At 46.5% G+C, this 13,387-nt stretch carries 12 protein-coding genes; 9 read left to right on the top strand and 3 right to left on the bottom strand.

The features are described from left to right. Window positions 1-4: 4 nt before the first annotated feature. Together FDZ78_RS03720 and FDZ78_RS03715 are read right to left on the bottom strand one after the other, a co-directional pair. The gene (locus tag FDZ78_RS03720; RefSeq protein WP_123486671.1) at window positions 5-697 is read right to left on the bottom strand and encodes a response regulator transcription factor; all 693 of its coding nucleotides are present in this window, start codon (window positions 695-697) and stop codon (window positions 5-7) included. Next, window positions 684-1,901 (bottom strand): sensor histidine kinase KdpD, encoded by a 1,218-nt coding sequence (locus tag FDZ78_RS03715; RefSeq protein WP_168182164.1) that lies wholly within the window; start codon window positions 1,899-1,901, stop codon window positions 684-686. Before FDZ78_RS03715 ends, FDZ78_RS03720 begins: the two co-directional genes overlap by 14 nt. A gap of 233 nt (window positions 1,902-2,134) precedes the next feature. On the opposite strand from FDZ78_RS03715, the gene FDZ78_RS03710 reads away from it, so the two are divergent. The 9 genes from FDZ78_RS03710 (at window position 2,135) to FDZ78_RS03670 (ending at window position 11,919) form a co-directional block, all read left to right on the top strand. Continuing rightward, on the top strand, window positions 2,135-4,486 hold the full coding sequence (locus FDZ78_RS03710) for a Plug domain-containing protein (RefSeq protein ID WP_123486669.1): 2,352 nt from the start codon (window positions 2,135-2,137) through the stop codon (window positions 4,484-4,486). Between the two features lie 41 nt (window positions 4,487-4,527). Beyond that, window positions 4,528-5,406 carry a GLPGLI family protein gene (locus FDZ78_RS03705; protein WP_168182162.1) on the top strand — a complete coding sequence of 293 codons (879 nt, stop codon included), beginning with the start codon at window positions 4,528-4,530 and terminating at the stop codon, window positions 5,404-5,406. 174 nt (window positions 5,407-5,580) lie between these two features. Further along, window positions 5,581-6,855, top strand: coding sequence for a sigma-54 dependent transcriptional regulator (locus tag FDZ78_RS03700; RefSeq protein ID WP_168182160.1), 1,275 nt, complete (start codon window positions 5,581-5,583; stop codon window positions 6,853-6,855). Between the two features lie 488 nt (window positions 6,856-7,343). Next, window positions 7,344-7,565, top strand: a complete 222-nt coding sequence (locus FDZ78_RS03695; protein ID WP_124029392.1) for a hypothetical protein — start codon at window positions 7,344-7,346, stop codon at window positions 7,563-7,565. Window positions 7,566-7,569: 4 nt separating this feature from the next. Further along, window positions 7,570-7,932, top strand: coding sequence for a hypothetical protein (locus FDZ78_RS03690; protein WP_123618588.1), 363 nt, complete (start codon window positions 7,570-7,572; stop codon window positions 7,930-7,932). Between the two features lie 25 nt (window positions 7,933-7,957). After that, complete coding sequence (locus FDZ78_RS03685; RefSeq protein WP_124029393.1) at window positions 7,958-9,379, top strand: DUF4099 domain-containing protein; 1,422 nt, start codon at window positions 7,958-7,960, stop codon at window positions 9,377-9,379. Between the two features lie 221 nt (window positions 9,380-9,600). Continuing rightward, complete coding sequence (locus FDZ78_RS03680; RefSeq protein WP_124029394.1) at window positions 9,601-11,136, top strand: hypothetical protein; 1,536 nt, start codon at window positions 9,601-9,603, stop codon at window positions 11,134-11,136. A gap of 260 nt (window positions 11,137-11,396) precedes the next feature. Continuing rightward, on the top strand, window positions 11,397-11,651 hold the full coding sequence (locus FDZ78_RS03675) for a helix-turn-helix domain-containing protein (RefSeq protein ID WP_124029395.1): 255 nt from the start codon (window positions 11,397-11,399) through the stop codon (window positions 11,649-11,651). Continuing rightward, window positions 11,629-11,919: a helix-turn-helix domain-containing protein gene (locus FDZ78_RS03670; RefSeq protein ID WP_123550669.1), complete on the top strand. Its 291-nt coding sequence runs from the start codon at window positions 11,629-11,631 to the stop codon at window positions 11,917-11,919. Before FDZ78_RS03675 ends, FDZ78_RS03670 begins: the two co-directional genes overlap by 23 nt. Window positions 11,920-11,984: 65 nt before the next feature. Here FDZ78_RS03670 and FDZ78_RS03665 read toward each other — a convergent pair whose 3' ends face one another. After that, window positions 11,985-13,217, bottom strand: a complete 1,233-nt coding sequence (locus FDZ78_RS03665) for a site-specific integrase (RefSeq protein ID WP_124029396.1) — start codon at window positions 13,215-13,217, stop codon at window positions 11,985-11,987. Window positions 13,218-13,387 lie beyond the last annotated feature (170 nt).

Raw genomic sequence — 13,387 nt, 5'->3', positions numbered from 1 at the left:
CGTATTATTCCTGCTTGGAGGTGGCTAATTTATAGCCTATCCCTCGAACATTCAGAAGTTCCAGCGAGGTTGATTTAGACAGGTATTTGCGGAGTTTATAGATAAATCCGTGAAGACGGTTGAGGTTGTTATAATCATCGTTCTGCCAAATGCGATACATAAGTGTCTTAGCCTCGACTACTTCATTTGGATGGCGGAATAGTTCATCAATGATTACAGCTTCGGTATGTGTCAGTTCGATAGCCTCTTCTCTTATTACAAGTCGTTGTGATGCAAAGTCAAGTGAGCTATCTCCGATATTGAGATTCGTATCTTCGGTAATGCCCTGAGAATTACGCTTCAATAAAGCCTTAATTCTCACAACAAGTTCGAGTATCTGAAACGGTTTGCGGATGTAGTCGTTGGCTCCAAGCTCAAACCCTTTCACCACATCGTCAAGCGCAGTTCTGGCGGTCAAAAAAAGCACGGGTACAGCCGGTGCTGTAAGACGGATAAGCCTTACCATCTCAAAACCGTCCATCTTTGGCATCATCACGTCTGCAACAATAATATCCGGTTCGGACTCCTTGAAGAGTTTAAGCCCGAACTCTCCGTTTGAAGCACAAACGACATCAAAACCTTCACGGGTCAGCGCATCCTGCACAATAAATGAAAGAGTTGAGTCATCTTCTACGAGCAATATCTTATCTTTCCTCATTGTTCTTAAATTTAATTGTGAATTTCGTTCCGACTCCCGGTTTGCTTGTCACATCTATGCTCCAGCCAAGTAATTCAACAATCTGCTTTACATAGAAAAGTCCAAGCCCGTAACCTCCAACCTCATAACGGTCTCCTGAGGTGACACGATAGAACTTATCAAATATATAAGGGAGATTGTCCTTGTCTATTCCTATGCCGTTGTCTGCAATTACAATTGAGTTGTTGTCAGCCATAATTTTTATGTTGACAGTATCTTCGGAATATTTCACGGCGTTGTCTATCAGATTTGACAGGACATTGCCGAAATGTAATGAATCTGCCATGACCGAAAGATTGTCCGGGATTTCAATATCAATCTTCACCGGTTTGTCGGCTTTAAGCTCAATCATTCCCGCGACCTCTACGACAATTGGTTTTACCTCCACATTCTCAATGCTGAGTTTCATCGCTTTGAAGCGTTCCATACTCATTGACAGAATATTCTCAATCATGCCGGAAAGGAAACTCAGTCTTTGCATAATAATCTTAAGGAACTGTTTATTCCTTACCTCGTCACTCTGGTCATAGTATCGGAGCATTGAATCCGCCGCAGAATAAGCCACGGCCACCGGAGTTTTCAGTTCGTGAGTCATGTTGTGAGTGAAATCATCCTTCATCTGCTCAATACTACGCAGTTTTCCAACCCAGTGTAAAAGATACCATATTAGGAAAATCATTAGTGCGAGAACAGCGGATGATGTCGCCAAAATTCCCGCCATTTGTCTGAGGACATGCTTTTGAAGGGGAGAGAAATAAACAGTATAAAGAGGCGGTTCCCCTTCCGTTATAGAAAAGTCGATATGCCACAGTCCTTTGATTTGACCAGCATTTTCGCCAAATGGAACTATTGCCACCCGGTTAAGTTTAATACCATAGTTTTTGAGCTCATTTTGAAGGAGTAATGCCAGTCGATTATAATTACGAGTCGGTATCGTGACGTCCGTTTGTTCCACTGAGTGGAATTCTTCACTCATAGTTTGGTTGACTTTATCCATTTCGTGAATAAAGTCAAAGTTTCCCCCCGAATCTATTTCGCCTTTAACAACAATTCCGACTTTTATTGAAAAATCTTCCTTTAGGCCAGAAGCAAGAGCCTTCCTGTCGATAATTTCCAGCACATCTGCCCTCCTCACACATTCTTTTACGGTCCGAAGAGTCTGCATCCTTATGGATTCGTATAGGCGATGCATATACCAGAAGTTAGCCGTCACCAAAATAGCAATGATTGACAAACAAATGATTGTGATAGTCCTAAAACGTTTCATGTCAACAAAATTAATGAAAAATTACGATAAAATCACCCCAAATTAAGACTAACTAAGACTAAAGGAGATTCAACTAAGACTTTGGAGAAAGAGTTTGCCGTAATTTTGCGCTTGACTTTTTAAGACAAATTATGTTCAAACGATTCAAAATACTATTCATCTTTGTGTCCATCGCTCTTATGGCGATGGCGCAGGAGGTCAGTACCGAATCACTGGATTCAATTATCAACGCCCTTGAACTAAAGGAAGTAATTGTTACTGCTAAAAAAATCCGACAGTCCGGCGATACAATTTCGTATTCTGCTGCTACATACAGAGGTAAAAACGACAAGACTCTTGAAGACTTGTTGCGAAAGATGCCGGGTATTGAAGTAAAAGCCGATGGCCAGATAACTTATAACGGACAATGGATAAATGAGTTTTATATCGAGGGGCTTGATATGCTTGGCGGAAATTATGGTGTAGCTACAAGAAATATCGATGCAAATGATATAGGTTCAGTTCAAGTACTGCAAAATCATCAGGATGTGAAATTGCTGCAAGGAGTGAAGAGCGGCAATGCTCCCGCTATGAACATAAAGCTTAAACAAAATGCTCTCGGTATATGGTCATCCACACTTCAAGCAGCAATCGGGACACAGCCCAATATATCTTGGGATGCCTCCGCCACCCTCATGAATTTCCGGCGCAAAGCCCAAAATATCTCTGTTTATAAGACGAACAACATTGGCAATGACTTGAGACAGGATATTGGTGCACCCGTGACATTCAATTCATCTTACGGAACGGGGATACTTTTCCCTGATTCTCCGGGGCTGAATGACACTTACGCATATCGTAACAACTCACATAGCCTGTCGATAAATCAACTTTTCAAGTTAGACGAAGACAAGACATTGGCGTTTAATCTCAATTACCTTTTTGACAAAGAAAAAAGAGAGGCTACAGAGCAAACCACTTATCTTGCCGACAGTATCTCGCGTTTTGTTATAGATGAATCGAATAGAGCCTGTATGCGCCAGCAATTCGTAGGAGCACATGCAGTCTATAAGCTGAACGGTAATGAGCGTTATATCAAAAACGCTTTTACAGCAAGTGCGTCGTTTCCTCATGGCGACGGATCTATCAACGATTTGATAGGACAGCAATTCTCAGGACATTCATTTAATATAGATGATGTGCTGAAGATAAATTATAAGAATAAACAGGGGGGCATTGGCGAGGCGACCTTGCATGCCAATTATACTGATAAATTCGGAATACTTCGGTTGATAGAATGTGGTATGGATCAGACTGTAAGACAAAGAAATCTGAACACCGGCGGAACTGCATCTATAATCGCCGTTGCAGTGCCTCATTTTATGTTCAACCTCAACGGCGGCTTCGATGCGCAATGGCAGCAGGCTAAAACGGAACTGAATCTGGCTGAAAATCTTACATCAGGAAATCAACGAACTTGGCAGTTAGGTGCCAACATCACACCTAAGTTCTTTCTGCATTACGGTCAGCGATTCCAATGGCTGATATACATGCCTGTCGGTTTTGAATATTATACATCGACAGACGGAGAATGGAAATATGACAAAATGTTCTTTTCGTTCAAACCTTACACAAATCTCACTTTCAAACCATCGGAGCGTTTGTCTTTTGCGTTGACATCAACCTGCGAGGAATCTATGCCCGCAGCCCTTTCCCTCATGGCACAGAGGCGATATATTGATTATCGTACTTCTATTTCGAATCCGTACCAACTTGAGGCTAAAATCAACAGGACTATAAAAACGGCCTTAAGTGCAAGTTACCAAAGCGTGCTCGATATGCTGTTTGGAGGTGTGACATTAACACATGCTTATTCCTATAATAGCTTATCCAATGGATATGATGTGACTGACGATATTATCAAGTATATAAGACTGCCGTATGCTACAAGTGGTAATATCTGGCAGGGAGACCAGACATTTTCCAAAGGATTTTTCAAATGGAATTCCAAGATAAGCGAATCGTTTACAATCGGCTCAAGTCAGAATGAGTTTTATGTCGATGATGCCATGCACAGAGGGCGAAGCAATTATCTGCGAGCGAACATTTCCTTTACAGCTTCTTTCGCCCGATGGATTACTTTTGAGACTTCAAATGAATTTTCATTATCCAAGACATTTACCGACGGTATAGCCAACGGAAATGCGAAACATACATTCACCAATTCAACATCTTTCGTTATCTGGCCCTGTAAGCAACTTAGCCTGATGCCGACTGTAATGTATTATTACAACGACTATTCAGCGAGTTATAGAAACAATACTTTCCTCAACTGCAATATAGAATATTCCTTAGGGAACGCAATATTATCCCTCAAATGTAGCAATTTGTTGGATTGCAGAATATTTCGCCGCTATAATGATAACGGAATCATACAGTATTCAAGTCAATATCGTCTGCGTGGCCGTACAATCATGCTTGGCATTAGATTCAGCATAAAATAACAACTATGAAAATTATCAACTAAAAAAACACCAATATGAGAATGATTAAAAAGACACTTTTAGCTTTAGCATCTTTAATGATGCTCTCATGTGTGTATGTCTCAGCACAGGTCACAGTTACCTATGCAATGGATACACCGACATTCACACTTGCCCATGAGGATACCGACAAAGCACAAGCACTTGACTCCTGTTATCTAACAATCACCTATCGATTCAAATACAAGGCAACTGAGAAAGACGATTCGCTCAGTCAAGAAGACCTGATGGATCTGCAACTTGGACGTAAATACAACGCCTTCTTCAGTCGCAATCTCCGTGATCTTGACATCCGGAACACTAAAGAACTCAAAACCACAATGCAATTCCAGACCGTGCCGGAGAATTATGTCGGATTTGACCTTCTTGTCAATCATGCTGATTCGACGACCATTGTCACCCATCGTGTTCCCTATACTTCTCAAGTTATTGAATATACGGAGAATACTCCCGCTCCTGTATGGACGTACGTTCTTGAAGACACAGCCACAGTGATGGGCTACCACTGTCATGCGGCTAAATGTACCTACGGAGGGCGCGAATGGAAAGTATATTACACCAATGACATTCCGTTGCCATACGGTCCGTGGAAACTAAACGGAGTCAAGGGCCTTGTTCTTAAAGCAGAGGATTCCGAGCATAATTTTGTGTTTGAGGCAGAAGGCTTAACGCAAAAAACGCAGCCGATAATCCGTTATGACTGGAACCGTAAAACCATGAATAAAGAAGACTGGAAGCGATTTGAGCGTGAAATGTATCAAAACGCAGGAGCATTTGTCCGCAATACCGGCGCACGGATTATAATTATGGATAATAGTGAGCAAGGTTTCCATCGTCTGAATGAAGATTGGTCACAGTTCTATAACCCATTAGAAAAATAACATGGAAAAAGGCAACTCTATAATCAACAGCACAGGCTAAGCATTAATACTAAAATTTATAACACATTAAAGGAACTCTGAAAGAAACAGCTAATCATACAAACAAAAATTCGGTCCTCGGCAGCTTTGTCGGGGACTGTTAATGAATAACCTCAAATGTTTAATTATAATCTTATGAACAAGGTACTCATTGTTGATGCCTCCGAATCAGACCGTCGGCTTATGGTGGGCATGCTTGTCAAGCACAGTTATGAGCCGATTGCCGTCGAGACGATGGAGGTAGCAAAGGACGAGGTGGCGAAATTGCCACCCGGCGCAGTGATTGTCGCGGCTATGAAATTCGTCCGTGGCACAGCGCAGGAGTTAATCAACTGGCAGAAGGCGGAGGGATATGGATTCCCCGTAATCGCCATAGTGGACAATCTCAACGCTTTGGATATTGCCGATGTGATGAAGGACGGCGGTGCCGTCAACATCATTCAGCGTACGGCAATGGACAAGCAACTTGTCGAAACAGTGGGCAGGTATGCAAGACCGGGTAGAACAATGCTGTTGCTTCCTGACGAGCTTATCCCTCGCCGGAGCGAGGCGTTTGCCGTGATTGAAAGGGCAATCAGAAATATTGCCGCGACGGACGTCAATGCCGTCATTTTCGGCGAATGCGGCTCAGGAAAAGAGCAGATTGCAAAAGAGATTTACAGGCTCAGTTCACGGTCACAAAAGCCTTGCACCGTCATAGAAGCCGGCGGCGCGGCACTTGTCGGCAACCATGACCCTGCAAATCTGCGCAGCGAAGTGCTTAACCGTATGGAAGGATACTTCAAGAAGGCTGACGGCGGTACGATCATAATCAAGAACGTGCAGTTGCTGACCTTCGAGAAACAGTCGGTGCTTCTGCATATACTTGAAAACGAGCATCCGAATGTGAGGGTAATCTGCACCGCAGACCCAGAACTGCGCCGTATGGTGTCTGAAAAGACGTTCCGCCCAAATCTGTTCTATACTCTACGACCGGTTGACATAACAGTGCCGCCATTACGGGAGGTGACCGAAGACATAGTACCGTTGTCAGACTATTTCCTGACACGTTTTGCCCACAGCAGAGAACAGCACAGGAAAAAGCTCGATGCTTCGGCAGTCAAAGCGTTGAAGCTGCACCCGTGGCCCGGCAATGTAAGGGAACTTAAAGATACCGTCCTCTATGCCGCCTTCCATTCAAAAACCGATGTAATATCGGCCGCCGACCTCAATTTCAGCCAGTCGGAGCCTGATGCCGATGACAGCCTTACTCTGCGCAAACCGCAAAAAGACAAGGAAAAAATCATTGAGGCGTACCGTCGCAGTGGTTCTTGGACAGGCGCTGCAAAGCTGTTGGGAATCTCGGAACGCGCTCTGATAGAACAGCGTAAGAAACACGGCATCGGCAAGAAGGGCGAGCCGGAGGTTTGACAGCTCGTAAAAAATCACTAACTTTGCAGTGTTAAAATAGCAAAGACTGCGGTTGTAGAGTCAATCGCATCAAATTTATAGGATAACATAACTTTCGCATAAGTTCTCTTGTAGATCTGGACAATTTACGAATGTCGAGCTTGGCGTGATGCTTATGCTATGCTTACTGCATAGCGTGCATACACACCTTTTCGACAATGGGTAGTCCAGAACCCTCAAGAGAGATGGCGTGAATTGCACGCTATTTTTTGTCTTAATCTAATCTGCCATTTTTTCATTTTAAGGATATATTTCACGCTTAATCTTCAGGTTTATTTACTATCCAGCGTGAAAGCAAATTTTTAACCATTGTAAATTTTAAGCAATTAAGAGGTTGCTATTTAGCGGTTTGTTGATTTTAACACGCCTCGGATCACCTCAATTTTCAACCATTCGGTTATAATTTCAACCGAGGGCTATTCCTCGCAAACCAAACCCAAAACAACCGAATGGAAACAAAAAATCCACCAAATGCCACCGACTTCGTAAAGAAGTCATCCACAAGAAATAAAAAACGCTCATTCAAGCGTAAGTTCGACAGAAAGCAAGCATGTTCCGCTCCTGCGTGCAATGACAATGCTGAAAATATCGACTGGTTTGTAGGTTGCCTCATGTTCTTATTTTTGAGCGTGGCACTCAGAGAGATGTTCAGCACCACAGACGCGGAATGACATTATGGGCAACGGAACATCCACCGAAGCGGACTTCAAGACCGCTGTGATTGCAGGCATGGCTCTCGCCGGCATCAGAACTCACAATGACGACATTCGCGCACCTCCCGAATTATTTTACCACGGTAAGCGTATAATATCCCTTGATGATGTGGCCTTTGGGTTGCACATCTCCAAAAAGACAATGCGCAAATACCGTGACGAGGGAAAAATTGAAATCTATGAAAGCCTGACCTGCGGGGCGGCATTCGTGACACAGGAAGCCTTCAATGATTTCATAGACAATCACTTCATCAGCTCCCGGCATCCGGACTATCCCAAGATGAAGAAAAAACATAACAACACCGGTGGAAACACCGATAAATAATCACCGCTAAATCTTTAATTCACTCATGGAAGAAAATCCAAAGGAAGAAGTGCTGATTGCCCGTAACAATGAAACCGGGCAGGTAGGCGCGGTCGTCGGTCAGAACCCCGACGGTACCCCAAAAATGGCCGATGTAAAATCGACCCCGTTAAGCGAACTCATCAAGTTCACCAAAGGGCAAAACCCCATCGAGGCATTCATCGCCAACTTCATGCGTCAGGCGAAGAACCCGACCACCTTCGGCATATTCAAGATGTCGGCCGCCGACTACGAGGCTCTGAGTCAGCCTATGGCGGAAATGCTCAACGACCTCGAAGCCAACAGGGAGATGCTTGACAAATACCGCGTCAAGATGAAGACTCCCGCCGCAAAAATCAAACCGGTTGACCCCGACAAGGTGAACTGGGCGGAGATAGAGAAACAATGGGGCATCAGCCGGGAGGATCTTGAAAAGTCCGGCGCGCTCCAACAGATGGTTTACCACCACAAGTCGCCGGAACTTCATAAAGTCAACGACCCCGACGGAAGCGGCGAAAAGCTGGACGCACGTCTGTCATTCCGCACCAATCCCGACGGCACATATTCGCTCACGCCCCATTTCGTCAGGAAGGAACCGTTGCTTGACCAGCCATTCCGGGGCTACACATTCACCGCCGAGGACAAGGTGGAGTTATCCAACACGGGCAATCTCGGCAAAGCCGTTGACCTCAAAGACCCAGCGACAGGAGAGGTGCATAAATGCCTCGTCAGCATAGACCGCCTCACAAACGAGATCGAGAGCATACCTGTCGATAAAATCTTTATCAAACAGAAGGTTGCCAATATAAATCTGACAATGCAGCAGATAGGCATACTCAAAAACGGCGGTCTTATCAAGGAACAGCACGTCGAACTCCCCAACGGACAGAAATTCACCGCCGACCTGCAATACAACGCATCCAAGCGTGACATCGCCTTTGTCAACTCGGCTCAGTACCGTCAGCAGAACGAGCAGGAGGCACAGCGGGCACAACAGAGCCGCCAACAGGGCGGGCAACAATCCGGGCAAAGCCTCAAAGACAACTGGCATGACGCCAACGGCAACCCCAAGCGTCTGAATCAGTGGTACCATATCCCGCTCGACGAGCAGAAACAGGCTGACTACCTCGCCGGGAAACAGGTACTCGTCGGTGAGGGCAAGGACAGGAGTGGCAACGACTGTACCATATACCTGCAATATGATCCCAAAGAGCGCAAGCCTCAGACCACCCGCGTATATCCCGACCGCGATAAGGTGGTGGGCATCGCCGAGGAAAGCAAAACCCAGATGGCGGTCAACAACGACGGCAAGACCAACGAGGCGACCAAGAACGTGAATGAACCGCTCCAGCGCGGACAGACAGAGCCGAAGGACGAGGCGCAGCAGAAAAAGCAGCACCAGCCCAAGCCCAAGACTCCAAAGCCGTAGCCGCCTCACCACTTCATCCGTTATCCACAGTCAAAACAACTGCGATTCGCTGACACGTCTGCCGGAACATAAATCCGACCACTGAATCCATAAATCCACTGCGACAAATATCCCGCCTCCGGCAACCTGTCAATATCCTGACAAGTATCTTCACGACATGGGGAGGTGCGCGCGGCCTCCCCGTGTTTTCAAAACATTCACCAACTAAACCCACAAAAATTATGACACAACTGATTGTATGCGAGAAATACCGCATAGCCATAGCCGTCGCCAAAGCGTTGAAGGCGACACTTAACCCGGCATACGGGGTGTTCACCAACGATGACATCACCGTCGCCTACGTTCACCGAGGCTTCATCAAGCCTGTCGGTCTTGACAAGGCTGCTAACGGCTGTCTGCCATTCGTGCCGGAGAAATTCAAGATTGTCGTCACCGACAAGAAACGTGACCGTGTACTCAAACCGCTGTTCCGCAATGCGAGAGAGGTTGTCTTCGCCTCAGACGAGGGTGCAGACGCTCAGGCGCGTTTCTTCAATATCTGCCGACACTTCCGAGTCGGGCATCCGACGAGCCGAATGTGGCTTCCCCGCATTACCCGTGCATCTATCAGGCGTTCATTCTCCAAGCGAGAGAAAGGTCGTCACCTGCATAATCTCGCCCAGTCGGGTCTTGTGGCAGGCGCGATGGACATGATGTTTGAATATAATTTCGCCGGAGTTCTCAAACGCTGGTATTACGAAGGCGGGCCGCTGACACGCAAGGAGGTCGTAGCCATGCAGTATCTCGGTGATATGGATGAACAAGCGGCACAATATGACGCCCAGCCGAAGGCGTACAGAATCTTCCTCGATTACGGAGGGCTGCACCTCATTTCTGATCAGTCTTGGCAGAGCGAGAGGGTCTGCGCCGCAATCGTTGACACTATCCCTGTCGGCGAACCCGTCAAGGCGCGGATGACCGTCACGGAGGAAGATGCACCGGTAGTCAGACTCCACACGATGCTCACTCTCCAGATGGACGCATTCGACAATTTCGGCTTTATGCCGTCGCTCACCGTCAGGACAGCGGAGAAGCTCTACGAGCAGGGCTTTATCTCATCGCCATACGTCACCGCACCGGACGCCGGCAACGGCATAACCGTGTTGCGCCGACTGTCCAAATGCGCCACAAAGACCGAGCGCAGCCTGTACAGACTTATTGCAGGGCGCATGGATGCGGCGGCAATGCCACCGGAAAAGAAACAGTATGCCTCTGTGACGGCTGAAATCGCCGGACTGACATTCACCTGCCGATGGGAGGTGAAAAAGCCGAAGCCCGAATATACAGGCTCATCGGAACAGACAATCACGATCGTCGAAAAGATGATGGCTCCGGTCAAAGAGGTATCGCCCATTTCATACGGCTTTGTTCCGACACTTGCCAACCTCACCGGATATGCGACGCTGACCGCAGACACTACGCACCCTGATATGCCTTACTGCCACACCGTACACGAATACGGCACGGCACTCGAAAGTCTTGTGCGTAAGGGCTTCATCACGATAGAGGACGGCACTATCGCCTGCACGCCCGAAGGCGACCGTCTGCTGCTTGACCTTGCTCCCTACAATCTTGCCCACAGCATACTGGTCGGGCAATACGGAGCTGACGAGATACCCTACGGCACAATAACAGGCAGAAAAGCCGTCAAGGGCTTCGGCGAATGGCTCACCGATACCGTAACCGACATTCTGCGCTACACACCCAAAAACAAATGACCGCACCGACAGCGATAATTTATATCGTGATTGAAAAATAGACGCTTGACCATAGCGCATAATCCGATAAAAATCGCTAACTTTGCCACTGAATCGCAGTCATAATTTATTTTGATTGTGGATTTAGTGGTGAGAAGGCGGGAGGGATACCCGCCTTCTTTTTTTCAAGCACATATCCCACCCACCACTTAATCCACCAATAATTTATGCCAGAGTTTGTTCAAATCGAAAAATCCGAACTTGAAGAAATATTTAGCCGAATGTCATATTTGAAGAAAGTATTTATCACTTTCTTCGAGCGCGTAAGAAACAAAGAGCCTGATGATTGGCTTACGTTGCAGGAACTCTGTGAGTTGCTCCATATCTCCGAGTCCAAAGCACGCTCGCTCAAAAAGAGCGGACGTATAGGGTTCATCAAGAGCGGGAAAGGATCTATGTTCCTCGCCGGAGATGCTTTCGGATTACTTGAACGGGTAGAGGCTGTACCGAGAAATGGGAACGATATATACCCATGACAGTAATGAAATAGGGAATTTCCATGCCGACAGTCTTACAGTGCTTGAAATCGTTGAGAGATTGAACACTGAAATACATCCGTCGTTCTTGGGCAAAAAGTTTTATACCGATGCCCAGCTCTCGGAAAAACTCAACATTTCAAGACGCACATTGCAGGAATACCGTGATAACAGGCAGATTGCCTATTACCGACTTGACGGCAAGATACTCTATGCAGATGATGATGTGGAGGAATTTTTGAAATCCACATACCGCCCCAAATACTGAAACCGAAAATGCGGCCACCGGGTAATACCGATGACCGCATTTATTTCATTCACTGACAGCCGGATTTATACCACCTGCACATTGTTGAATTTGCTGCGCATGGTTGCCATACCATCATACACAGCTTGATCCTGCATCTTGGCGTAAATTTGCGTTGTCTTTATATCACTGTGTCCGAGCATCTTGGATATTACCTCGATGGACACGTTGTTGCAGAGCGACATAGAGGCGAATGTATGGCGCGCCACATGGGTTGTCAGATGCTTTTTGATTTTCGCCAAATCTGCAATCTCTTTCAGATAGGCGTTCATCTTCTGGTTTGTAATCACCGGCATGACTACTCCCGTAGCCTTAACAACAGGATGATCCGAATACTTTTTGATGAGCTGGCGGGGTATGTCAAGCATCGGGATTATACACATTTCTCCTGTCTTGGCACGGGCCTTGCGTATCCAAGTATTGCCTTTGTCATCGTCTTGTATGTCGTCAATGGTGAGTGATTTCATGTCGCAAAAGGCAAGTCCGGAGAAGCAGCAGAACACGAAGGTGTCACGCACTACTTCCAATCGTGGCAACTCCTTAAGGTCAAGATCCATGATGGTCTTTATTTCAGCCTCAGTCAAGAACTGACGCTCACTGTATGTACGCTGGTATTTCTTGCCGATAAACGGGTCGTGGTCTATCCACTTGTGGGCGAGAGCATACTGCAACACGTTTTTTACGCAGCGGAGATAGCGCACGGCAGCGTTGTTGGCGCAGGATTTCTTCATGCGAAGGAAATGCTCGAAGTCGTCAAGCATCCCCGATGTAACCTCCTTTATCGGAATGTCGTCGGTCTTGTAGTGGAGTTTGAAGAAGTCTTCCAGATAGTCAACGCAACGAGTCCAGCGCTGATAGGTGGGCTTCACGATGTCACCACGGTCAAGTTCCTCCTTGCGTTTCTCGTTTGCCTCGCGGAACACCTCGCACATCATCTTGGGCTTCTCCATAGTTCCCATGTAATGCGTTTTAAGGACAGCCGGATTTACCAGCTTGTTCTCACGGATGAGCATGTTGTGAATTTCGCAGAAACGGGCGCGCACCATCTCAAGAAATTTGTTCAGCTCCTTGTCGCGGCGCGATGTGCCATCGCTCTGGTTGCGTTTCTGGTTCCAGTGTTTGGGGTTCACTGAACGACCGATTGTAAACTCCGTCATCTGGCCTCCGACCGAGATACGGGCATAGAGCGGATATTCGCTCTTTTCTGTCTTTGGCTTCCTTGCGTAGAAAGTCAGAGTAAAATAAGAATCTGGTGTCATTTCTCTGTGGGTTTAATGGTTATATAAATATAATCATTTTCGCCGACATCACCAAACGAGAAAGAGCTTCAAATATCGCGGATATGACTGATTGGACGGCTCACGCCTGTATTCCACCAAAACCGTGAGTCCGGCTCACGGTGCAAGATGGTGCAAATCGCAGAAATCGG

The sequence above is a fragment of the Duncaniella sp. B8 genome, from assembly GCF_005304985.1.
GTDB classification, from domain to species: Bacteria; Bacteroidota; Bacteroidia; order Bacteroidales; family Muribaculaceae; genus Duncaniella; species Duncaniella muris.
This window is presented reverse-complemented; position numbering and strand designations above follow the sequence as displayed.